The organism is Kocuria gwangalliensis, from assembly GCF_039544365.1.
In the GTDB taxonomy this organism is placed as follows: domain Bacteria; phylum Actinomycetota; class Actinomycetes; order Actinomycetales; family Micrococcaceae; genus Kocuria; species Kocuria gwangalliensis.
Genome location: NZ_BAABLN010000010.1, coordinates 91,791 through 114,639, shown reverse-complemented (window position 1 = coordinate 114,639; position 22,849 = coordinate 91,791). Strand labels below are relative to the sequence as shown.

General features: G+C 63.9%; 23 protein-coding genes and 1 tRNA gene. 13 read left to right on the top strand and 11 right to left on the bottom strand.

What is annotated here, in order from left to right:
• Window positions 1–6 precede the first annotated feature (6 nt).
• Window positions 7–1,140, bottom strand: a complete 1,134-nt coding sequence (locus ABEA06_RS05570) for a glycosyltransferase family 2 protein (RefSeq protein ID WP_303383447.1) — start codon at window positions 1,138–1,140, stop codon at window positions 7–9.
• 30 nt (window positions 1,141–1,170) lie between these two features.
• Window positions 1,171–3,327: a RecQ family ATP-dependent DNA helicase gene (locus tag ABEA06_RS05565; protein WP_345310855.1), complete on the bottom strand. Its 2,157-nt coding sequence runs from the start codon at window positions 3,325–3,327 to the stop codon at window positions 1,171–1,173.
• Between the two features lie 684 nt (window positions 3,328–4,011).
• On the opposite strand from ABEA06_RS05565, the gene pstS reads away from it, so the two are divergent.
• Both pstS and ABEA06_RS05555 read left to right on the top strand, forming a co-directional pair.
• Window positions 4,012–5,151, top strand: a complete 1,140-nt coding sequence (gene pstS, locus ABEA06_RS05560; protein ID WP_345310854.1) for a phosphate ABC transporter substrate-binding protein PstS — start codon at window positions 4,012–4,014, stop codon at window positions 5,149–5,151.
• Between the two features lie 56 nt (window positions 5,152–5,207).
• Window positions 5,208–6,182: an MsnO8 family LLM class oxidoreductase gene (locus ABEA06_RS05555; protein WP_345310853.1), complete on the top strand. Its 975-nt coding sequence runs from the start codon at window positions 5,208–5,210 to the stop codon at window positions 6,180–6,182.
• Here ABEA06_RS05555 and ABEA06_RS05550 read toward each other — a convergent pair.
• Complete coding sequence (locus ABEA06_RS05550) at window positions 6,177–7,346, bottom strand: heparan-alpha-glucosaminide N-acetyltransferase domain-containing protein (RefSeq protein WP_345310852.1); 1,170 nt, start codon at window positions 7,344–7,346, stop codon at window positions 6,177–6,179. The genes ABEA06_RS05555 and ABEA06_RS05550 overlap by 6 nt on opposite strands.
• 110 nt (window positions 7,347–7,456) lie before the next feature.
• Between ABEA06_RS05550 and ABEA06_RS05545 the strand changes: the two genes are divergently transcribed.
• The 4 genes from ABEA06_RS05545 (at window position 7,457) to ABEA06_RS05530 (ending at window position 10,286) form a co-directional block, all read left to right on the top strand.
• On the top strand, window positions 7,457–8,221 hold the full coding sequence (locus ABEA06_RS05545; RefSeq protein WP_345310851.1) for an SIR2 family NAD-dependent protein deacylase: 765 nt from the start codon (window positions 7,457–7,459) through the stop codon (window positions 8,219–8,221).
• A gap of 307 nt (window positions 8,222–8,528) precedes the next feature.
• The gene (locus tag ABEA06_RS05540; protein WP_345310850.1) at window positions 8,529–9,059 is read left to right on the top strand and encodes a nucleotidyltransferase family protein; all 531 of its coding nucleotides are present in this window, start codon (window positions 8,529–8,531) and stop codon (window positions 9,057–9,059) included.
• 2 nt (window positions 9,060–9,061) lie between these two features.
• Window positions 9,062–9,328: a hypothetical protein gene (locus ABEA06_RS05535; protein WP_303382222.1), complete on the top strand. Its 267-nt coding sequence runs from the start codon at window positions 9,062–9,064 to the stop codon at window positions 9,326–9,328.
• Window positions 9,329–9,740: 412 nt separating this feature from the next.
• Window positions 9,741–10,286, top strand: coding sequence for a hypothetical protein (locus ABEA06_RS05530; RefSeq protein WP_345310849.1), 546 nt, complete (start codon window positions 9,741–9,743; stop codon window positions 10,284–10,286).
• A 366-nt stretch (window positions 10,287–10,652) separates the two neighbouring features.
• On the opposite strand, the gene ABEA06_RS05525 is transcribed toward ABEA06_RS05530, so the two are convergent.
• The 7 genes from ABEA06_RS05525 to ABEA06_RS05495 form a co-directional block, all read right to left on the bottom strand.
• Complete coding sequence (locus ABEA06_RS05525; protein ID WP_345310848.1) at window positions 10,653–11,798, bottom strand: phage major capsid protein; 1,146 nt, start codon at window positions 11,796–11,798, stop codon at window positions 10,653–10,655.
• Window positions 11,799–12,070: 272 nt separating this feature from the next.
• Window positions 12,071–12,403, bottom strand: coding sequence for a hypothetical protein (locus ABEA06_RS05520; RefSeq protein WP_345310847.1), 333 nt, complete (start codon window positions 12,401–12,403; stop codon window positions 12,071–12,073).
• A gap of 40 nt (window positions 12,404–12,443) precedes the next feature.
• Window positions 12,444–12,740: a WhiB family transcriptional regulator gene (locus ABEA06_RS05515; protein ID WP_345310846.1), complete on the bottom strand. Its 297-nt coding sequence runs from the start codon at window positions 12,738–12,740 to the stop codon at window positions 12,444–12,446.
• Entirely contained in the window at window positions 12,718–13,020 is a 303-nt protein-coding gene (locus ABEA06_RS05510; RefSeq protein ID WP_345310845.1) for a hypothetical protein, read from the bottom strand. Before ABEA06_RS05510 ends, ABEA06_RS05515 begins: the two co-directional genes overlap by 23 nt.
• A 166-nt stretch (window positions 13,021–13,186) precedes the next feature.
• Window positions 13,187–14,329, bottom strand: a complete 1,143-nt coding sequence (locus ABEA06_RS05505) for an AAA family ATPase (protein ID WP_345310844.1) — start codon at window positions 14,327–14,329, stop codon at window positions 13,187–13,189.
• Complete coding sequence (locus tag ABEA06_RS05500) at window positions 14,326–15,165, bottom strand: bifunctional DNA primase/polymerase (RefSeq protein ID WP_345310843.1); 840 nt, start codon at window positions 15,163–15,165, stop codon at window positions 14,326–14,328. The genes ABEA06_RS05505 and ABEA06_RS05500 overlap by 4 nt, the downstream gene beginning before the upstream one ends.
• A 173-nt stretch (window positions 15,166–15,338) precedes the next feature.
• Window positions 15,339–15,533, bottom strand: coding sequence for a helix-turn-helix transcriptional regulator (locus ABEA06_RS05495; RefSeq protein WP_129700766.1), 195 nt, complete (start codon window positions 15,531–15,533; stop codon window positions 15,339–15,341).
• Window positions 15,534–15,632: 99 nt separating this feature from the next.
• Between ABEA06_RS05495 and ABEA06_RS05490 the strand changes: the two genes are divergently transcribed.
• Together ABEA06_RS05490 and ABEA06_RS05485 are read left to right on the top strand one after the other, a co-directional pair.
• Window positions 15,633–16,301: a helix-turn-helix domain-containing protein gene (locus tag ABEA06_RS05490; RefSeq protein WP_345310842.1), complete on the top strand. Its 669-nt coding sequence runs from the start codon at window positions 15,633–15,635 to the stop codon at window positions 16,299–16,301.
• Complete coding sequence (locus ABEA06_RS05485) at window positions 16,288–17,421, top strand: tyrosine-type recombinase/integrase (RefSeq protein ID WP_345310841.1); 1,134 nt, start codon at window positions 16,288–16,290, stop codon at window positions 17,419–17,421. The genes ABEA06_RS05490 and ABEA06_RS05485 overlap by 14 nt, the downstream gene beginning before the upstream one ends.
• 62 nt (window positions 17,422–17,483) lie before the next feature.
• Here ABEA06_RS05485 and ABEA06_RS05480 read toward each other — a convergent pair.
• Window positions 17,484–17,556: transfer RNA gene (locus tag ABEA06_RS05480), tRNA-Lys, on the bottom strand.
• 144 nt (window positions 17,557–17,700) lie between these two features.
• On the opposite strand from ABEA06_RS05480, the gene ABEA06_RS05475 reads away from it, so the two are divergent.
• The 5 genes from ABEA06_RS05475 to ABEA06_RS05455 all read left to right on the top strand — a co-directional run bounded on the left by ABEA06_RS05475 (window position 17,701) and on the right by ABEA06_RS05455 (window position 22,816).
• Window positions 17,701–18,438 (top strand): ABC transporter permease, encoded by a 738-nt coding sequence (locus ABEA06_RS05475; RefSeq protein WP_303382238.1) that lies wholly within the window; start codon window positions 17,701–17,703, stop codon window positions 18,436–18,438.
• The gene (gene glsA, locus ABEA06_RS05470; RefSeq protein WP_345310840.1) at window positions 18,435–20,276 is read left to right on the top strand and encodes a glutaminase A; all 1,842 of its coding nucleotides are present in this window, start codon (window positions 18,435–18,437) and stop codon (window positions 20,274–20,276) included. Before ABEA06_RS05475 ends, glsA begins: the two co-directional genes overlap by 4 nt.
• A 21-nt stretch (window positions 20,277–20,297) precedes the next feature.
• Window positions 20,298–20,918, top strand: coding sequence for a hypothetical protein (locus ABEA06_RS05465; RefSeq protein ID WP_303382224.1), 621 nt, complete (start codon window positions 20,298–20,300; stop codon window positions 20,916–20,918).
• A gap of 248 nt (window positions 20,919–21,166) precedes the next feature.
• A complete protein-coding gene (locus ABEA06_RS05460) occupies window positions 21,167–21,784 on the top strand; it encodes a DUF47 domain-containing protein (protein WP_312395380.1) in 618 nt (205 codons plus the stop codon).
• A gap of 6 nt (window positions 21,785–21,790) precedes the next feature.
• On the top strand, window positions 21,791–22,816 hold the full coding sequence (locus tag ABEA06_RS05455) for an inorganic phosphate transporter (RefSeq protein WP_303382226.1): 1,026 nt from the start codon (window positions 21,791–21,793) through the stop codon (window positions 22,814–22,816).
• The last annotated feature ends 33 nt before the right edge of the window (window positions 22,817–22,849 follow it).

Sequence of the window (22,849 nt, the reverse complement as noted above, 5' to 3'; positions counted from 1 at the left end):
TTGCCGTCAATTCGTTCCGCGTCGCTTGGCCAAGCGATCCCGGGCTGTTTGGGCGGCTGCCGCGGCCATGAAGCGCAACGGGGCGTCGCGGCCCAACACGTGCATAGGTTTGGCCGTGAGAAGTGCGGCGAGGCTGGCAAAACGACGTCGCTCGGTGAGCGCCGCGCGCAACGCGCCCTGATCGGTAGCGCCGGCCAACAACAGGTCGATCACCCGCACATCAGCCCGGGAAAAACTACCGCGGGCGCCCGGAACGGAGCCCAACAAAGAAGTGAGAACCTTGCGCGCCCCCTGGGCCTCGTCACGGGTCCACGTTCCGGCCTTCAGATGCGAGGTAACGGCCTCAAACATGTTGATACGCACCACCTTGACGATGAACGCACGACGTAATTCAAGCGCGGCGCCCTCGAACCACGGCCTGTCCAGAATGCGCAGGGCGGACTCGAGCTGCGTTCGAACGGGCGACGGAGTCCGGGACACCCGATCCGTGGCGTCCGCGTGCATGACATACGTGGGTTCCCCGGGGGCATAGTCGATCCTGGCCGCGCCCGCGTAGAGACGCATGACGAACGCTTGGTCCTCGCCGGTGCTCGTCCCGAACTCGAATTCCGCTCCTAACCTGCGGACGGTCTTCACCCGCTGCAGCCCGAATACCGAGGCCCGATACACAAGCCGGTCGGCAATGGGATCCAGGTTCGAGGTACGCCCCGGGCGGATGACGGGTGTGATGTCTACGCGGCCGTTGCTGTGTTTCAGCCACGGGATCACCATGTCGCTGTGCCGGCTCTCGGCGATCTTGACCCAGCGAGCCACCGCTCCGGGCTGATAACTGTCATCACTGTCCAGGAAGCAAATGTACCTGGCATCGGTGTGGTCCAGCCCAGCGGTTCTGGGAGCCGCGGCGGTCGTCCCTTCAGCGGGCGCCTCAATGATTCTGATGTGTTCCAGTTGCTGCTCCGTCAGCATGTTTCGAACCTGCGCCGTGGACAGGTGATGAGCCACCACGGTGATGACATACTCGTCCGCCGAGAGCGGAAGGACACCAACTCGCGCAGAATCCACAGCGCGACCGAGCGGCCGCGAGATGGAATGAACGGGAATGACGACGTCTACGAGTGGGCGAACGGACGGTTGCTGCATGACTAGCAGAATAAGACACATTCCCGTACTTCAGCCCTGCGATGCCAGAGCGAACGGCAGAACATTGGTGGCGCCCGCCAAGCGCAGCTCACGCGCGGCAACGGTCAGCGTCCAGCGGCTGTCGACGAGGTCATCCACCAGCAGGATCGATGGCTGCGGTTGCTCCCGCAAGGCCTGCGCAATTTCGGGCGGAACGGAGAACCGGTCCCACACTTCCGCAAGTCGGTAGGCACTGTTACCGCCGTGGCTTCCGCGTGGAACGTCCTGGTTGAGCCGCAGTGTTCCGAGGAAGGGCAGATGCCCCGCCGCGGCCAGCCCCTGTGCCAGGGAGGTCACCAGTTCGGGCCGCGACAGTGACGGCATGGCCACCACGGCGGTGGGGCGGGTCGACCAGTCCCACTGGGCGAGAACACCGACACACGCGCGGCCCAGGGATGAGTCGACGGTGGTGTCCACGGGCTGACCGTTGTCGTCGGTGCGGAAAATCTCCCGCAACCGCTGCCCCCATCCCAAGTCGGTGAGACGAGCCAGAGACCTGCCCCGGTCCGCCCGTTCGTCCTCGGGAATCTTGCCCTTGACCTGGATGCCCAGCCGGTCCATGCCGGTGGGCCACTGAGCACGCGGCTCCACAGGCGCACCCGCTCGATGCAGGGCGCTGTCCGCAGCGGCGGAGGCCTCCTTGTGCACGGTGGTGGCGTACCACGCACCGGCGCACACATCGCAACGACCGCACGGCTGGGCCGTGCGGTCATCCAATTGCTCGGCCAGGAACTGCATGCGGCACTCGGTGGTGAACTGGTAATCCATCATGGCCTGCTGCTCGGCAATGCGCGCGCGGCGGACACGGTCGTACCGAGGGGCGTCGTACTCCCACGGCCTGCCCGTGGACTGCCAGCCACCGGAAACACGTTCCACCGCACCATCCACGGCGAGCACCTTCAACAACAGTTCCAACGGCGTGCGTTTGATGTTGACCCTGGTTTCCAAGGCCGCGACCGAGAGGGGTCCCCCGTGCTCGGCCAGCGCCGTAAGCACCGCCCCGGACTTCTCCTCCGTGGGCATGGACGCGGTGGCGAAGTATTCCCAGATCTCGCGGTCCTCAGCGCCGGGCAGCAGCAGGACATCAGCACTGTCGGTCGCGCGGCCGGCACGGCCCACTTGCTGGTAGTAAGCCACCGGTGAGGACGGCGCACCGAGGTGGACCACAAACCCCAGGTCCGGTTTGTCGAATCCCATACCCAACGCCGACGTGGCCACGAGCGCCTTCACGGTGTTGTCTTTGAGTGCGGCTTCGAGTTCTTCACGCTCCGCCGCATCAGTACGGCCCGTATAAGCCACCGCCGCGTATCCAGCGTCCGTGAGTGCTCGCGCCGTGTCCTCCGCGGCACCAATGGTCAGCGCATAAATGATGCCGCTGCCCGGCAGCTCACCCAGGTGCTCGATCAGCCATGCCAACCGGGTGGCTGTGGAGGGTAGCCGCAGCACACCCAGCCGAAGCGACGCCCGCGACAGTGGCCCCCGGAGTGTGAACACTTCTTGCTGATCGCCAGCTCCCACGCCCAGTTGTTCTCGGACATCCTGAATAACTCGCTCATTGGCCGTGGCCGTGGTGGCCAAGACGGCCACCGACTCGGGAAGCCGTCCCAGCAGGTCCTTGATCCGGCGATAATCCGGACGGAAATCATGCCCCCAATCAGAAATGCAGTGGGCCTCGTCCACGACCAGAAGGCCGAGCTGATTCACCAGCTGCGGGAGCTGCTCGTCCCGGAACCTGGGGTTGTTCAAGCGCTCGGGCGAGACCAGCAGGACATCGAGTTCCCCTCGTTCCAGGGCAGCAGTGATCTCTCCCCATTCCGTGGGGTTGGCGGAGGAAATGGCCGCAGCCCGGACCCCTGCCCGGGCCGCCGCCGCCACTTGGTCACGCATGAGGGCCAGCAGCGGGGAAATGATGAGCGTGGGCCCGTACCCCTGCGCGCGCAGTAACAACGCGGAGATGAAGTACACAGCAGACTTGCCCCAGCCGGTGCGCTGGACCACCAGGGCGCGACGGTGATCTTGAACCAGTGCGGAAATGGCATCGAACTGGCCGGAGTGGAATGCCGCCTCGGGGTTGTTCGTGAGCGCCCGCAGGTGGTTCACGGCCTGTTCGTGCAGCTGCGGGTTGGTTATCTCCGATGCCTGGTTCATGCCGAAAGTGTCTCAGCGCGATCAGACACGCATAAGCAAGTGGGACGTGAGTGGCCGGAGGCAGCTGGAGGAAAGACCTGGGCCGTTGAATTGGAAGGCGCCCGCCGCGCTCATGTTTTTTCCCCCGAAGAAACACGAGCCCGGCGGGCGCGTCCACCGGCAGAGCCGGTGCGGATCAATCCGCTGATGAAGCCAAAGCCCCCGCAATGACTTCTGTTCGTTACTTCCTGGTGAATAATTGCGCTTTCACGCCCCCCAGCGTTTCGACGCGTTCACCGTACCTGAGAGGACAGGTCATGGCCCCCCTGGCCACAACCATTGATTGCTTCCCGGTACTTGAAGTAACAACAGTATGTAAGCATGAGTTCCGCTCCGTGGCCAGCACGATTTGAACCGAGTCACACGTGCTGTCCTCAACCTTGGGGTGTCCATTTGCACTAGTCAACCATGGTTTCGAGGCCTATAGGGGACGTGTCACCTACTGGGCCCGGGCGCGCCGTAGCGCAAAGAGGGGACACGTCAATCATATGTTCGTCCCCCAAAAGCCCCACGGAAAAAGTCACTCCTGCGGTCCGCCCAGGGAATCCCACGCAAGCGTGAGCGCCCCGTAAGCGGGGGCCCGGGATACGCGACTCGGGTGCATGCGTGTCTACCATGGTCTTCTGTCCTCAACATGTCGCGGAGATGAAGATGAGCCGAACAGGCGCCCCTCGAAAGACAGCGAGTTACGCAAAAATCGGAGCGCTGGCGCTGGCCGCCGGAATGGCATTGACCGGCTGCGGTTCCGACTACCCCTTGGGTGAGGAACAACGCAGGGCCGCCGAACAGGGTGACACCTCACTGTCGGGCATCCTCACAGGCATCGGTTCATCGGCTCAGAACGCGGCCATGCAAACGTGGCGGACCGGGTTCGAATCCACATACCCCAACGCCAGCGTGCAATATTTGTCAGCCGGTTCAGGTGCGGGTCGCTCAGCACTCGTGGGCGGTGGCACGGACTTCGCGGGATCGGACGCGTACATGGACGAGGAAGAGCAGACCGAAGTCACGGACACCTGCGGTCCGGACGGGGCCATCAACATTCCCGTCTACATCTCCCCCATCAGCGTGGCCTTCAACCTCCCGGGTATCCGGGAACTGAACATGGACGCGCCCACGATCGCCAAGATCTTCCGGCACGAGATCACGCGGTGGAACGACCCCGCCATCGCGAACCAGAATCCGAATGTGGACCTGCCTGACGGCGTGATCACCCCGGTCGCCCGCGCCGATGATTCCGGGACCACGGAGAACTTCACCGACTACCTTGAGGCCGCCGCCCCCGAGGTATGGACCGACGAGCATAGCGGCGGCTGGCCCAATTCGCTCCCCAGCGAGCGCGCCCAGGGCAACAACGGTGTGGTCACCGTGACGAACCAGACCGAGGGCGCCATCACGTACGCGGACGACTCCCTCGTGGGCGATTCCCTGGGCAAAGCCAGGGTGAAGGTAGGCAATGAGTACGTGCCCGTCACCGCCGAAACCGCAGCCACGGCCGTGGGAGTCTCTTCCCGGGTGGAAGGAACCGGCGAACACGACATTGCACTGGACATCGACCGCACCCCTGACGTGCAGGGCGCCTACCCCGTGGTCCTGGCCTCGTACCATGTGTTCTGCACGAGCTACAGCGACCCCCAAACCCTGGAGTTGATCAAGACCTTCGGGCATTACGTGGTCAGCCCCGAGGGCCAACAACTGGCGGGGGATTCGGTCAAGAGCGCGCCCCTTCCCGAGAACCTCACCCAGGAGGCTCAGGAGGCGCTGGACTCCATCACGCTGCGATAACACCCGCCGTGCGGTGCTCCCGGAATGAGTGGCCCCGCGGCCGTGTTCTGTGAGTGATGGGTATTCCACTTTCGCTCCTCGACCGATCCCGCACCCGCCAGGGACACACCGATTCCGCCGCCTTGCATCAGACGGTGGAACGCGCTCGGCGCGCTGAGGCGGCCGGGTATCGGCGCTTCTGGGTGTCCGAGCACCACGGAGTTCCCGGGGTCGCCTCGGGGACCCCGGCCTTACTCGCCCAGGCGGTCGCCGCCGCCACCAGCACGATTCGGGTGGGGTCCGGCGGAGTAATGCTGCCCAATCACCGTCCGATCGTGGTCGCCGAGGAATTCGCGGTGCTCACGGCCCTGCACGGCGAGCGCTTCGATCTGGGGCTCGGTCGCTCCCTGGGCTTCACCCAACCCGTGCGCGAAGCGCTCGGCACATTGCAGGCTCGACCGCGAGAATTCGCGGCGGCCATCGAGGAGGTCCGTGAGTATTTGACGGGTGCGGGCAACATCACGATTCGCCCGGCCGATACCGGCCGTATCCCGCTCTTCGTACTGGGCACCGTCACCGGGCTCCAGATCGCAGCAGAGCTGGGTCTGCCCGCGGTGGTCGGTGGGCCGTTGCTCACGTCAGGCCCGGAGGCCTTCGACGCGTACCGCTCCGAGTTCCGCCCCAGCTCCCAACAGGCCGAGCCGTACTTAATTGTCTCCGCCGAAATCTTCGTGGCCGAGTCGCCCTCGGAAGCTCGCGCACTCGCTGTGCCGGAGGCCTGGGCCATGGCCCAATCCCGCCTCACCGGATCTTTCCCGCCGCTCCTGCCGACGACGTCGCTCCCCGCCCAGCGCACGAGTCGGCAAGATCGCTACGTGGCCCAGGCGCTGGCGACCGTCATCGCGGGGACGGAGGACCAGGTCGTGAGCGAGATCAGCGAACTATTGAAGCGCACCGGTGCGGACGAGATCATGAGCACGGCGTCCACCTTTGACGTTGCCGCGCTGTACGCCTCGGATGCCCGGTTGGCTCGTGCCGTCGCAACCCTATAAGCCACGTGCCTTACCCGGCACGGGGCTGCTGCCATCAGTTGGCCCGTCGGGTTCCTCCGCTTCGGTCGATACCGCATGAACGAGCTGCTCCATCGGGCCCTTCCCGCACATCAATGCCCAGGCAACACAGCCCACCGTGACTCCCAGGGTGATCGGCCAGAACGGGTCCAGCGCCAGAAATCCATGCAACCGGTGGATGTCGGAGCCCACTCCCGGTGTGACCATGATCCAGATGCCCCAGACGAGCAGGTGCGCCGTGTATGCCGTCAAAGGCATGGACCCGATCACCCGCACCGGCCATAGAAGCCAGCGCAGCGGCGTCGTCGCCGCGAGGACGGACATTGCGAGGGTTGCTAGAGCGAAACCTCCCGAGCCGAACGTCTCCCCCACCCCACCAGAGTGGGGGGCGTCGCGAAAAACCGACAGCGCCCAGAGAGCCGAGCCGACCTGGAGATCTGCCCCGTAACGTGCAATCACTTGGTTGCCTACCGGGCCGAGCGCCGCGTAACCGAGCACAGAGAGTGCCACCCCGGCCCCGAGCAAAACCACCGTGGGGCCGATTCCGCGCCGGATCAACCGCCCCGCGATGATCCCCACGGCCACGAACGCCAGCCACAACACGAAGGGGTAATTCCACCCGAGCACGTCGGAGACGAGTTCCGCAGCGCTTCCCCGTTCGGGTGGGCCCCCGCTGTCGAGCATTGTGACCACGAATGGCGCGACAGTGGCTGTGAGCGCCGCTGTGATGGCGAGCGCCCGCGCTGACCACGAGACCATGAACGCGCCGATCATCAAGAGGAGACCGTAGGCCGGCAGCACCACGAACACCGGCACGTCAAGGCTGAGCAGAAGCAGACCGAGGGCCCAGATGAATACCGCGCGGATCATGATGGAGCTGCGCGCCGCGTCCCGCCCGCCGGCTCGCATCCGAATCCTGGAGCCCATGAGCCCCAGGGACACACCGGCGAGGGTCGCGAAGAGAATGGCGGACCTGCCCTCGACCACCCCGAGCCAGGTCTCGGGTCGCGACCACTTCAGGGGCGTGACCACAGTCAGGTGGGCCACATACATGCCCAGGATCGCCAAGCCCCGGGCCAGATCGACGCCGGGGATCCGACCCGGCGATTCCAGCCGGGCCACATTCTGCTTCACGCGCTGTGTCATGCTGCGTGGCGGCGATGCTGCGGACGGTGGCATGCATCCATCATGGTGCACCGGGAGGATCACGTACTGCTGCATGGGTAGCAATGAGGTCATGACCTAGCCTGAGGAGCATGTCCTCCTCCGATCAGGTACCCACCGAGATTCTCGACCTCGCCCGCTCGGCACGGCGGGTGACGGTTCTGACCGGGGCGGGGATGTCCGCCGAATCCGGGGTTCCCACCTTCCGCGATGCCCAAACCGGGCTGTGGGAGCGTTTTGACCCGGCGGAACTAGCCACCCCGGAGGCCTGGGCGGAAGACCCCGCCCAGTGTTGGGCCTGGTACGCGTGGCGCACGTCCCTCGTGCGCGGTGCCGAACCACACCCCGGTCACCTGGCGCTCGCGCAATGGCAGGCTCACCCCGGTATCGATCTGCGGATCTCCACGCAGAATGTCGACGATCTGCATGAACGGGCGGGATCCACGGTTCTCGCCCACGTCCACGGCGACCTCTTCGCCCTGCGCTGCGCCGACTGCGGCGCCCCCGCGGACATCGGCTACCCGCACGTCGTCGAGCCGGTGGCGCACCTCGACCCGGTCTCGTGCGCAGTGTGCGGTGGGCTGATTCGTCCCGGCGTGGTGTGGTTCGGAGAGGCCCTGCCCGAGCAGGCGTTCCAGGACTCGGTCGAGGCTGCGCAAGAAGCGGATCTCGTGCTGGTCGTGGGCACCTCGGGCCTGGTGTACCCGGCCGCGAGCATCCCGGACTTCGCCGGTGCCCGCGGTGTGCCCGTTGTTGAAATCAACCCCCGGGTCTCGGAGGTGTCGGCCAGCGCAGACCACGCCTGGCGCGCCCCGGCCGGCCGGGCGCTACCCGCGCTGGTGAGTGCCCTGGGGTAAAAATGGGTCTGGTTAACGCGACATTGGCGCAAGCTCCGCGAATCGGCGCATCAAAATCACACTTGCCCAGTCCCGCATCGCACCGCGTCAAACCATCAGCGCTCCAACCGCTCATTGCAGTGCGGCGGGGCTTGGTCACCCCCGAAAATTCCGAGGACGTTGCGGGTTACTCTTGGGACATGCAGAACCAGCCACCCACGCGCAAGCAAGTGAAGAAAGCTGGTTCCAGGATTCGCGCCTATCATCGTGGAGATTTGCCCCGCCACGATTACGAGCTTGCTCTTCGGGTAGTGGAGCAGTACCGCGCATGTTTCAGCTCTCCGACTGTGAACGTCAACAACTGGTTGCGACGCTTAATCTCCTCACGATGCACGACATCGGTAGCTGCCGCGTAGTCCTTGATGACCTGAAATCTCTCAGGCTGTTCGAGGCCTCGATCAAGGATCACCGCCAGAATCAAATACTCCGTGTACTTGACTACGTGGAAATCCCCCGCATCTCGGGGTACAGGGCAGTGCACATAGTCCTCAAGACGCAACCCAGTGGGCTGCCCGTTGAGGTGCAGTTAAGGACTCAATCCATGCATGAGTGGGCCGAGACTTCAGAGGGGTTTTCCAAAGATTTGGGACGCAACTTCAAGCAGGATGGTGACCATCCAGTCCAGGAGTTCCTCGCCGTAGTGGCAGATATCTACTTCTTGACCGATATGAAGAAGCCCGTATCACATGATCTTCAAAAAAGGTACAGTGAGACTCTAAGTGAGGCACGGAGGTCCATATATGTTCTTCGTGCTGCCCAGGGGGTGCAACAAGAGTTGCCCCTCGATGAAAGGATCTAGCTATGGCTAAGGCACAGCCCATTCACCACTTCTTGCTGGTGTTTGACCATGCCCACGGCAAGTTAGTGCACCAAGAAGACTTCGGTTCTGATGTGGCCAAAGCAACCACCGCGTACTCCGCGATGGAGCAACGACACCAGGACGAGACGCAGATTGATGTGGTCCTGGTGGGCTCTGACTCGCTGGAGACCATCAAATTTACTCATGCCAACTATTTTGAAGGCGCCTCCCAATCTCTCATGAAGAAAGCTATGGCCCTGAGCTTCTAGCTACGTTTCCAAGTCTTCTTCGGAGATCATGAAGTCCCATCCGCACCTGTGGATGGGACTTCTTCTTAACGCTTTGATCCGAGTGTGATGGGCATGTCGTTCGGACAAGGTTCCATCCTTAAACATGGGCTAAAAACCCGCGCGAGCACCCTAGGCGCGCATGGGAAAGGCCCGAACCTCGACCGCTGAAAACGGAACGGTAAAGGTTCGGGCCTTGCACGAGAGGTGCGCCCTGTGGGGCTCGAACTCTCGCACAATAGCTAGTCCGGGCCTCAAACCCTGGAAACACGCGGTTTTCAGTGAGCCAACATCACGAAAAATCAGAGTGTCTCGTGGGCAAGTGTGGGCAAAATGTGGGCAAACGGAGGCGTCTGGCAGCAGGTCATCTTGATGCCCATGCCACTATCTGAGTATGGCCACCATCATCGCAAGTATTGCCGGAATCATCTTGACCGCGCTGCTCGGTTACCTCGCAGGGCTCCACCGTGACGGGCGATCCGTAGAACTCGAGCGAGAACGCGAACGACGACACGATGTACAGGCCGCGGCCATCGAAATAATCGAGGCTTGCCGAGACAAATTTGCGGCTCACGTATCCAATAGAGATCTTGGCAGATTTTTCGATTCGAAAGAGTACGACACAAGGGAACTGGAACCGAGCGCGCGGCCTGCAGAATTGCGGATAATCAGCGAAGCTCGCAGCAAGAGCCAGATAAAAGACGCGGAACAAATCGCTGCAGCACAGCAGCGAGTGAACCGGGCAATCATCCAGCTACGCATACAGGCACCCGAACTCGTTGAACAGGCGGAAAAGCTCAGACAATTCGCTGACCGCGTACCGAGGGAACTGCCTAAGAACAAGTCCTTCGATTACTTCGACAACAACTCTGAGACGTTTGCTCAAGCCGTCCGTGAGCACCTTTCCTCTCCCCAGCGGACTCGAGGCGGCCGCAAGTAAAACAATCTCGCCGGGGAGAGATTCGGCGCGGCACCCAGCCGACATGAGCGACTGGCACATCAATTGGTACAATCGCGCGCACGCGCGCGATGGGGTACACCTCTTGCCGCGCGCGGACCACTCATCGGAGGGTAGTCAGCCACGGAATCGACGCTGAACATTTTTACCCTCCTACCCCTCGTGCAAGTACCCCCACCGGCTACCGGCTGCACGCTCCGGGCCTACTGCACCCCGGACCATCTACCAACACCACCGGGTTATCCCGATGCGGGAGAACGGCGCACAGTGGCGCACCCCTCGGTTCGGGTACGTGTGAGGCCAGCACCCTGGGTTATCGGGTACTGGCCTCACACGGGTTGCGGCTGGTTAGGCTGCGGGTGCGGCGTCGCCGAGGGTGACTCGCACGACCGCGGCGGGCTGCTTGAGCATCGTCTCGAACCGGCCCTCGCAACGGAACACCACTTGGTTGCGGTTGAACGTGTCACCGGGCTGACCAACGTGGAGGTTGATACCGCCGGTGGACGCGATGCCTAACTGTGACGGGTCCAACACGACAGCCTCACCAACGTTGATCGAGGTGGTGAGCACAACCTGGGTGCCCCACAGTTTCTGTGCTGCGGAGTCCACGGGCCCGCCGAGCACGTATTCACCGCTGCCGTTGCTGGTCGATACCTCGATCGCTTCCCAATCGGCCGGGTTCAGGGCGACGATGCCGCCGGTGTATCCCTGCATCTGTAGCCGGGTGAGCGCTGCGCGGATACGGTCTACCGGGCGGGCGCCGGTGGTGATGAGCTGCACGCCTTCCTGGGTGAGCACACCGTGGAGTTCGTCGGTGCCGGTGCCGTAGAGCACCTGTCGTTCCAGCGCGGAGTACAGCCCGTAGAGCAGCTCGTAACCAATCACGGTCGATACAGAACTCACGTCGGCGAGCAGCTGTTCAGGTACGGGCTCGGAGATGTGTGCGAGCACCTGGGTTTCGCCCTGCACGCGGGTCAGGCCGATCTTCGAGGTGGGCTTGAGCTGGCCCTCAGGGACCACACCGGCGTTGAGTTCGCGGGTGGTCTGTCGCAGGAACGAGAAGAACTTATCGTCGAACACGTTGGTTCCGAGTGCTTCGACGAAACCCTGCGGGGGTGCGCCCATCGTGGCGGGTTCGGTGAGCTGGATAGGTGCCGTGTACTGGCCCATCGACACGGCTGCTTTTTGTTCCTGGGCGCCGTGCTTAAGGTTCTCGGCCAGGGTGCGGGCGGTGCGTGCCAGCCCGACACGGGTGAGCCGTTTCGCTTCGGGCTGGTAGGCGCTTTGGTGGTCACTGGCGTCGAAACCGGGTGCGGCGCCCTTGGCGAGTGCGGTGAGGATACGGTCACCCTCGGTCGCTTCGGCTGCTTTCGCGGACTGAGCTTCGGTGGTGAGTTCGCGGAGCTTGTTCACCTGAGCTTCGGTTGCGTTGCCGGCTTTGACGACGGCGTAGAGCGAGCGGAGTTCGGGGAGGATTTGCTGCGTTGTGCGCATTGTCTTTGATCCAATCTTGAGCGTGGCCACGAGCGTGGCCACGGGGTTTCTGTGATTGGACTAGCGGGGGCTATGTGCTCGCGGGCCACGCTCGACGCGACTTGACCTCAGAAGGTTCCTCGTTGCGGAGCTTGCCGGCGGCGCCCTGGCTGCCTTGTCGAGTGAGCGCGAGCCCCGAACTTAACTCTCAGTGATTCAGGCTGAGTGTTCTCGTTCGGAGCTCGCACACGTTTCTCGACGCACCTAAAAGGTGTGGTTCCAGTATACGGGTTTCAGCCGTCCTCACCGGGTGCGTCGAGGTCGGTGCGGAACGGGACCATATCAACCTCGGTCAGCGCGAGATCCAGCAGGTTCACCGGGTCCGCGGCGTTGTCCATGCCGAGGCTGGTGAGCGCGTCGGCCAGGTGTCGGGTCAGTGCGAGGATGAGCCGCGCGGTGGCGTCGGGGTCGTTCGTGTAGATCGGGTGAGACAGGATTGCCGTAATTGCTTCCTGGTCTCGGGTCAGATGTGCCCGTGCGAGCTTGTACGCGTCACGGTGGGCGACCAACGTCGGGTGGTACGGCGGGTACTTCGGATCTTCGTTCGGTCCGGTGTGGATAGTCATGATTAGGGTTCCTAACTTTCTGGTTGGGTTGTTGGGCGGGTCAGGCTGCGTCGAGCTTGGCGACAATCGGCCGGCGAACGTGGGCGGGGACGGCACCCCACACACCGGCCGGTTCGAGGGATGCTTTCGCGTACTGTCGGCACTCGGTCAGCAGCGGGCAGGTGCGGCACCCGGCCACGGCTCGGGCTATTGCGTGTTGGTCCTGGTCGTTGGTCCAGTCGTCGCGGTTCCGGCCTAGGCATGGGATCTGCTCGGGACAGTCCAGGTACGCGGCGAGGTGGCGCATGAACTGCTGGTAGGCCAGCCGTGCGCGCTTAGATGAAACGCGCTGCACCATCGCTGAACACCTGCCCCTCGTCGTCGCGCCGCGGGTGGCCCTCAAAGCGTGGACGCTGCAGGTCTATGACGCCGACGAATACGACGGTGCACCCGTCGTGCGATGCTCGGTGCGCATGCAGCTCACAGGTCAGGAGTCGCTCACAGGTTTCGCTGAGGATCACCGGTTGCCCGTCGTCGTCCCATGCGACAACTCGGTGCAGCTCGGTTTCGTTTGGCCCATCATCGTCATGCTCGAGTCGAAAGCGGGCCACGAGCGAGGTTTGCGTGTTCGGGATCATTGTTGGTCCTTTCGTTGTGCCACCGGCGTGGCGATTTGGGGTCTATTTTTGGGACACTCGAGCGTTCTTTTGAGTGGAGTGTGTGAGTGTCCCTGTTAAGGGACACTGGGACACTCATCCACACCGTTCCGGGACACTGACGGGACAGTCCGGGACACTGGGACACTCATGAGGGTTTGCCCGCCTCGCTCCCCTCTTGAGCGGCCTTTGGTGGGTGGTTGCGTACGTGGATCGTCGAGTTCCTTGGCCCTTGCTGGCAGAAGATTTCCCGGCGCTCCCGGCCGAGTTTGATTGCTGCCTCAACCTGCGCACGGGTCCGATCAGTGCCCTTGAGCGAGTCTTTGATAGCTCGGCCGGACAATCCCGCGGGGTTCTTGTCGAGCAGCTCGAGAACGTCCACGAGCGCCTCGCTTGCACCGGCCTCTTTCCTGGATCCAGTGCCAAGGGTGAGGCGTCGCGTGGCGTCGTCGTAGCACAGGGCGGTTTCTGGGTGGTCCACGTCTCTGCCGAACGCGGAGAAATAACGAGGCGAGGATGGATCTTCGGTCGCCTCGCGAACGAGCTTCCACGTGGCATCGGGCCAGTCGAGGATTCGGGAGTCGCCGCGGGAACGTTCGCCCGAGTGCCCCATGTGGTGCACGAGCACAGCTTCCTGAGCTCCTGCCTCGCTCACGAGCGCATCGAACGCGACGAGGAAGCGGCCAGCGTCATGGTTCTCGTCTAGGCCGAGCGCGTCCAGTACCGGGCGCAAGCAGTCGAGGATGATGATGTCTGCCCCGCGGAGCTGTTCGGCCCATTGCGCTCGGATTGTCTCGTTGAGCAGGTCGAGGGTGCCCACTTTCCCCCTGATAGGGACAACCCTCACCCGGTTTTCGTTCTGGATACCTTGCGCACGCATCCATCGGCGGACTGTCCGCTCGTCTAGTTCGTTGTCGATCAGCACTACGTCGTGGACTGGGGCGGTGTGGAACTCGTCGAGGAAAGCGTGACCGTCCACGAGCGAGCGGATGAGATTTCCGACGAAAGTTGTTTTACCGGCCTTGTACTGGGCGGCGAGCATTGCCCGTCCACCGATGGGTAATAGTCGATCCACCCGGTACGCGGTCTCGTCATCTGGTGTTGCTAAAAAATGATCCAATCGGATGGGCACGGGGATGCTGAATTGCGCAGCATCTTCGGCGGCGAGCAGGGCTTTAGCGTCTCGGCTGGCTCGGTATTCGAGGGCACGTTGAGCGACGTAATTCGTGTACGCCTCGGGGTCCGCCTCGTTGTTGGTCGGCAGGTAAGTGAGTTCCGGGTGGATGCTCATGATGCGGCCAGCTCCTTACCCGCCGAGCGGATCGTTGCGATCGCTTCGGCCTCGGCCAGTCCTGCGGCTTTGGCGGCGTCGAACAGCACTTGGGCGTGCTCTTGGGTGAGTGCCCGGTCTTTCGCGAGCTGGTATACCGCCCAATTGAGCATGTCGTTGCGTTGGCCCACTGCTGCGGTTGCTACCTGGTGGGCGAGGGCGTTGACGCGTTTCCCGGCCTGTGACGGGAGTGCGAGCACACGTCGGGCGGGCCGCTGCGGTGCGGCCTTGGGCGCGGTGAGTGTGGCGGTGATCCATTCGGGCAGCACGGGCAGCGTTGCGGGTTCCCACAGGGGCGTGTAAGTGCCAGCGGGGAGGGTGGTGCCGGGTGCGACGACGTACCCGCCTTGGGCGCGTACGTCCACTTGCCAGCCGAGGCGCCCGCTGGCGCTGTTGCGGATCTGCTGGGCCGGTGCACGGTAGTACAGGTGCCCGCCACCGGAGGGTGTGAGCACCACGTAGGTGTGTGCCCAGCTTGAGCCATCGGTGGTGTGTTCATGCCATTGCCAGGTGAACACGTCGGCGCCGTCGAGGCAGCCGCGTTCGGTCCAGATCTGGTGTTCGGGTTTCGACGGCTCGGCCGTGTGGCAGTCGAGGTCGATCACGACGAGGTTGGACGGTCCGCACGCGATGCCCACACCGGCGCCCTCGGGCCAGTTGAGCAGTTTGGCGGGGTCGGTGGTGGCCCATTGCTCCCAATTCGCCACGGCCGGGCGTTTGTCGCCGGGTCGGAGTGGGAACAGGTGCCAGCCTCGTGCGGCCATGAGTAGGCGCTGTTGGGCGGGGTTGTGGCCCATGAAACCGGCCCCACCCCGGTCGTTTTGGGCGGTAGACTGTTGATACATCACTGGTTCTGCTTTCTGGTGTTTTGTCCGCGTGTGGGGCGCGGGCTGGTTTGGTTGATAGAGCGGCGCAGGTTCCTACGGGTCTCCTGCGCCGCTCTTTCTGTTTGCGGTGCAGCGGGTCCGGGTCACGCGGCCGAGCCGGTCTGAGTTCGCGTGTTCTCGTCGAGCCACGCTTGAACGTCGGATTCGCGGTAAAGGACACGGCGCCCGGCCTTGGTGAAAGCCGGTCCCCTGCCTTGGAATCGCAGTTGCGCGAGGTTGCCTACCGTGGTGTGGAGGTACTCGGCCAGTTCCACGGGGGTCAGCAGCTTGTCAGTCATTGGTTTCAACCTTTCAGGGTTATAAATTTCTGTGTGTCTCAAGAATGGACTGTAATTCTGCCTCCTGTCAAGTAACTAGATTTCCTGTACCCTGAGGCCATGAATCAACCCGAACCGATGCGTGCCGTGATTGGCCGGAACGTTCAACAACTGCGCAAGGCCCAAGGCATGACTGCGGAGGAACTCGGCCGGCGAGCGCGTAAGCGCGGCCTAAATTGGGCCACCTCGCGGGTGTCGGACCTTGAGAACGGGCGCAAACCCGTCAGCCTCGCCGAGATGCTGGTACTGGCCCAGGTACTCAATGACGGGCCAGGGGTGGCGCTGGCGGATCTGCTCGCCGGCGCGGATTCCGTGGAGGTCACAGACACGTTCCACATCCCTGGGGAGGATCTTCACCGTGCGCTGTCTGGTGGGCAGGTGCACATCTACCCGAACGGCAAGAACCGCCACGATGCACGGGAACGCCTATACGCGCGACTGGACCACGTCAATCAGGCGTTCGATTACCTCGGGCTCGATGATTGGGAGCTACTAGAGCGCACCGCCATTGCGACCATCGGGGCGGCCGAGGACAAGGCAGCGAAATCACTCGACGTGCCCCGGCTGGTGGTCGAGGTCGCGGCTCAATCACTGTGGGGTCAATCGTTGACGGAACGGCGTGACTCACTCGTGAGCGCGGATAGCACACCTCAAGCTCGGGGCCACGTCACCCGCTCGCTTATTGCCGAACTCGGCAAATACATCAAGGATCGTCATGGCGACGATTGAGGCGTACGAAACGAGATCCGGCCGGCGATACCGGGTGCGCTACCGGACACCGGACCGCCGGCAAACAGACAAGCGCGGGTTCACCACGAAACGTGACGCTGAGCGGTTCGCCCGCACCGTGGAAGTCTCAAAAGATCGCGGCGAGTACATCGACCCGGCCGACTCACGGGTGACCGTCGGCGAGCTCGGCACCGTGTGGCTCAAGAACCGCACCAACCTCAAACCGTCCACGTTCCGCACCACCGAGTCAGCGTGGCGGATTCACGTTGAACCGCGCTGGGGCCAAACCCTGGTGTCCGCGGTGCGGTTTTCCGACGTCGAGACGTGGGTGAGTGAGCTTTCTGCGGGCAAATCGGCCACGACGGTGCTGCGTGCTCACGGTGTGCTGTTGTCGATCCTCGCCGGCGCGGTGCGTGACCGGCGGATCTTGTCGAACCCGGCCGAGGGTGTCCCGCTGCCACGTAAACGCCGCAAGGAACACATCTACCTCTCACACGAGCAGCTCCACTCTCTCGCGGACGCCGCTGGGGTCCACCGGACGTTGATTCTCGTGCTCGGGTACACCGGGCTGCGGTGGGGTGAAATGGCCGGCCTACGAGTGAAGGACGCGGACCTTACCCGCCGCCGGCTGCACGTGGAACGCAACGCCGTGGAGGTCGGTTCACGTGTGGAGGTCGGCACCCCGAAAAGTCACAAACGCCGCTCGGTGCCGCTACCCGCGTTCATGGTCCCGCTGGTGGCCCAACAAGCAGCAGGGAAAGGCCCGGATGAGATCCTGTTTCCGAGCAGCACGGGCGGGTTCATCAAGCGGCCCAGCTTGAAAGGCCCAGCAGCGACCGCGCTCACAAGCAACAAACACTCGTGGTTCACGTCCGCGCTCAAACGCGCCGAGCTGGACTACATGACGTTGCACGATCTGCGGCACACCGCGGCGTCTCTCGCGGTCTCGGCCGGGGCGAATGTGAAAGCGGTTCAACGCATGTTGGGCCACGCTTCAGCGGCCATGACGTTGGACGTGTACGCGGACCTGTTCGACGACGATTTGGACGCCGTGGGTGCGGCTCTCGATCAAGCTGTTTCAGCCTCAGGTGTGGGCAAAATGTGGGCAAACGCGGCCTAGGTGGGCATGAAAAAGGCCCGTAAACCCCGGTATTCCGGCGATCTACGGGCCTTGCGCATGAGTGCGCCCTGTGGGGCTCGAACCCACGACCCATGGATTAAAAGTCCACTGCTCTACCAACTGAGCTAAAGGCGCGTGCCCCGCAACGGCGAACCGCAAACGGAGCACCGCTACTCTACCGCAGGCGCCGTACTTTTCCACTTTCGGCGCCACCGCACTGCCCGAGGTCATGCGTGTTGGCGTGGGTTGCTGCGTGGCTACCCTGGCTGGGTGGGCAATATGTGGTGGTTTGCGGCGGGTCTTGCGGCCATGACGGTTCTGGCCATCGTGGTGCAGCGACACGCGGGGGTCAGGCTCGGAATGCAGCCACTCGTGGCGGTGATCCGGGCAGCCGTTCAGCTCGCCGTCATTGCGTTGATCTTGCGCGGCGTCTTGGCGGTGCCGTGGTTGGTGCTGGCCTTCGTGGCGCTCATGCTCACCACCGCCTCATGGACGTCGTTCAGCCGTTTGCGAGGGATTCCCGGTGCGCGCCAAGCTGTGGTCACCGGGGTTTTCACCGGTGCTCTCGTCACCATTGGGCTCATTTTCGGAATGCGTTTGGTGGAGTTCGAGGTCACCAACGTGGTGGCCGTCGCGGGCATCGTCATCGGCAATACGATGAGCGCGGCCACCCTGACCGGTCGGAACTTCGAACGTTCCACCGTGGCGCGGCGGGGCGAGATCGAGGCCTGGCTGTCCCTGGGCGCCACCTCACGAGTCGCGTACCAGGCCGTGGCCCAGGAATCCATGAAGGAATCCCTGATCCCCAACATCGACCAGACGCGGGCCACCGGCCTGGTCACCTTACCCGGCGCATTTGTGGGAGCCTTGTTGGGGGGCGCATCCCCCGCCCAAGCGGCCATGCTGCAGCTGGCGGTGCTGGTGGGGATTTTGCTGACCCAATCCATTTGTTCGTCCGTGGTGATCCGTGTGCTGTCCGGGTCACCCGAGGTCCCGCAAGAGGTACGCACTTCATGAGCACCGTCACCAAAACCAAGTTGGGTCCTTCCGTCATTACCGAGTACCTGCAACGAGTGGTGGAGGACCTTCGCGAGGTCGAGGGCGGCGCCGTCAACGACTCGATTCCGGCTCTCGCCAATGCCGACCCGAACATTCTGGGCATTGCCGTGGCCACCGTGGACGGAGCCATCTACCAGGCCGGTGATTCCAAACAGGAATTCTGCATCCAGTCCATTTCCAAGGCATTCACCTACGCGCAGGCGCTGGTGGATCGGGGCATGGACGGTGTTTTCGAGAAGATCGATGTGGAGCCCAGCGGTGACGCGTTCAACGAGATCTCCCTGCAACCCGAAACGGGCCGCCCCGCCAACCCCATGATCAACGCGGGTGCGATCGCGGCCACGTCACTGGTCAAGAACACGTCCCACGGCACGCGCCGGGATCGTATTCTGCGCCTGTACTCCCGTCTGGCCGGGCGACAGCTGCGTTACAACAAGTCCATTCAAGCTCAGGAACACCGCGCCGGTGATCGCAATCGCGCCCTCGGGTGGCTGCTGTCATCCCGCGACATCATCGAAGGTGACCCCAGGGAGGCTCTCGAGGATTACTTCGCGCAGTGCTCGGTGATGCTCAATTGCGTGGATCTGGCACGCATGGGCGCCACGCTCGCGGCGGGGGGCAGCAACCCCCTGACCGATGAACGCGTACTGGGCACCCAGGTGATCTCGGACGTCCTCTCCGTGATGAACACGTGCGGTATGTACGACGACGCCGGGCGCTGGGCCCTGCAGGTGGGGCTACCGGCCAAATCGGGTGTGTCAGGTGGCATTCTTGCGGTGCTACCGGGTCAGCTGGCCGTGGCAGTCTTCTCCCCTCCGCTCGATCAACACGGCAATTCTGTGCGCGGCGTGGCAGCATGCGAACGGCTGACCGAGGATCTGGACCTGCACTTCGCCCGGACCGAACGCAACGGCCACTCGACCGTGCGCTCCGAGTACTACCTGTCCGAGGCGCCGTCGTTGATGCGCCGCAACGAGGCCGCCACCGAGGTGCTCGAGGAACACGGCGAAGATGTGCGGATCATTGAGTTACAGGGGGACCTGCGTTTTGCCGGCGCGGAAACTGCCATTCGCACCGTTCGTGAGGCCGCCCGCGAATGCGCGTACGTGCTGGTGGATATTCGGCCGGTGGATGACCTGGCCCGGTACGTCATGCCGCTGCTGGGCCGCACATCGGAACAGCTGGAGCAGGCCGGACGCCACCTGAGCATCATTGCCGAGAAGGGCTCGGAACATACGCAGGACCTGGAGCACCCCGTCACCGTGTTCCCCACGCGCGCCGAGGCCCTGACCTGGGCGGAGGATCAAATCCTGGACAAGTTCGGCGGTCCCGAATGCATGCCGGACAAAGTGCATTCGACCCGCTCGGACCTGCTGAGCTCGCTGTCCGAGGCGGACGTCGAGGAGATTCGTTCCAGGACCGTGCACGTGGAGTGGCCCGCCCGAACCACGGTGCTGCGAGCCGGGCAACGGTTTGAAGGCGTGTACATGGTGATTTCGGGCAATGTGGAAATCACCCGCCGCTCCCCCACCGGGGAACGAGTGGAATTGGAGGTCGTGGGCCCCGGCATGAGCTTTGGCGAGGTGGCCCTGGGAACGGACTCCCGACACATGGTCAGCTTCACCACCCTCACGGACGTGGCCGCCCGCCGGTTGCCGCCCGAGGCCGTGGTCGAGATCGAGAAAACCCACCCGGAGCTCGCCCTGCGGTGGTGGCGGGCCGTCTCGACACACGCCATGCGCCGCATTGAGGAACGCTGGCGCCAGCAGGCCGGGGAAACCCACACCACGGACTGATCACGCGCGTAGGCTGGGCTCATGAATGAACCGCGCCTGCACCATTCGCCCGTGAAATTCTCACCGGAGCAGTTCGACGCCCACGAGGGCGGGATTGACCCCGCGCGCGTTTCCGAAGCAGCGCACTTGGCGGCCCACGCACTGGTGTCCCGGGGCCGCGAGGCGGACGACCCTGAAGTGCACCAGCGACTGGTCCAGCTCACGGACGAACAAGGCCTGGAGGGCATAGCCGAGCTCTGGGCCCAGGCGCCTGCCGTCTCGCTCCCCGGCGCACTGTGGCGGCTGTACGCCCTGCGCGCGGCGGCCCGCACGGACCCCCACCGAATGGGCCGCTGGTTCGCCGCGGGCAAGGGCACGGCGCAGGTCTCCAACGTGGTCGCGGGAGTAGCCGATCCGCCCGGCGCCGAGGAGATCTGCCAGGTCGCGGACACCATCCTGTCGGGTGCTTTCAACGGCGAGTTCGACGTCGCCCTGGAACGTTTCGCGGCGTTCTGTCGGGTGATTGCACTGGGCCAGGAACGCACGCAGGACATCCCCAGCTTGACAGTCCGGCGCGCCGATCATCGCATCCCCAGACTCTCCCGGACCGCGAACGAACTCGACGCGGCAGCCAAGGCGTGGCGCGCCGGGGTATTGGATTAGCCCCCCGCACAGGGTTTAGCATGGTGGATAGGTGTCGGGCCGTGGCAGCCCCGGGCTCCATCATTAAGCCGCTACGAGCGGCCTTCCGCCGAGAGGCGCTCCCGGTCCGGCACCCCCTGTTAATCCCCGAAATCTCGCCCCTCCCCCCTGCTTGGGCGAGCGAGTCAGCCTGCGACCATGACGTTTACCTCAGGCGGGTACAGTGAGGTCGAAAATTCACGCGGATTACACCTAAGGACGGGCGGGGTATGGCCTTTCGGATCTTCCCGGAGGACGAACAGGTAATTGAGCTCCTGGTTCACATGTCCCAGTGCGTCACCACCTCCGTGGACCTCTTGGCCGAACACCTCAGCGCCGCCGACGACCGCACCGGTGAAACACTGCAGGCCCTGCTGGACACCGAGGACGAATGCAGCAACCTGTATTTCTCCCTGATGACCACCACGCGCTCCTCCTACGTGGTTCCCATCCCCCGCCAGGACCTGTACATCCTGGGCCAGTGGATCCTGAAATCCGTGGAGGCCCTCGTAGCGTGTGCTGAAACCCAGCAGCTGTACAAGATCGATCGCCCCACGTCTCACGCCACAGAACAATTGAACGTGATCCGGTTGATGTCCGAAATGACCTCCAAGGCAATGGGCCGGTTGGCCACCCTGGACGAGTTGGACGACTACTGGTTCGAGATGATCCGGTTGTCCCGCCAGTCGGAGCGGACCCACCGGACCTACCGCGCGTCCCTGCTGGACAAACACAAGGCACCCCACGCAATCCGTCGCATGGACGCCGCGGACAGACTGCTGGATGCTTCCCGTGCCCTGGGTCATGTCTCCGCCGAGGTCGGCCGAGTGCTCGTCTCGGAATCCTGATATCCCATGGCTGAGCTCCTCCTGGCCATTGGATTCCTCCTGGCCATCGCCTTCACCGTGGTCAACGGGTTCCATGACGCCTCCAACGCGAACGCGCTACCCGTCCGCTTCAACGCGCTCACCCCGCGCGTGGCCGTGGGAATGGGTGCCGTCTTCAACGTACTCGGTGCCCTCACCGTGGGGCTCGTCCTCACCCAGCTCATCCCGTTCGACATCCCCGTTCCCATCAGCACCGTGGGAACCGTGGTCATCATCTGCACCCTGGTCACGGCCGTGGCGTGGGACCTGCTCACGTGGTGGTGGGCCATGCCCGCGTCGTCCACGGCGGCCATGAGCGGCGGCATCATTGGTTCGCTCGCGGGCGCCTACGCGGTGGGCCTGGCCCCCGATCTGGCGGTCCACGGGGACACGGTCTGGCAATTGGTGCTGCCCATCATCGTGGCCCCGGCCATCGCGTTCATCCTTGCGCAGGTGCTGGTCTTCGTGGCCGTGTACCTCGTCCGACATCAAGCCCCGGGTGTCGTCAAACGCCGATCCGCCGTTGTTCAGGCCACGGGCGCGGCCGCCATCCACTTCGGCCATGGCATCCAACACGGCCGGCGTGCCATTTGGGTGTTCGTGGTCCTGCTCATGTGCCACGGGCTGGTCATTCCCATTTCCGGTATCCCGTGGTGGATCTCGGTGCTCGTGGGCCTGTGCTTGGGCGCGGGAACGCTGCTGGGTGGCTGGCGCATCGCCTACACCCTGTCCTCACGAGTGGTGAACCTGGATCCGTTACGCGGCGCGGTGGCCCAGACGGTCGCCGGCTCCTTGTTGTTCATCGGCGGCTTCCTGGCCTCGTTCCCCATGTCCACGTCCCAGACCAGCACCGCCGCCATTCTGGGTGCCGGGACGCTCCAACGGTTCCGCACCGTCTACCACCGCACCCTGGTTCAGGTTCTGACCACGTGGGCCGTGACGGTTCCCGTCTGCGCCGTGGTCGCAGGCACCCTTTTCCTCGCCGCATCGCCCCTGCTGCAGCTCGGGGCCTGAATCCACGACGACGTCGCGCGCCCGGGAGCGCGC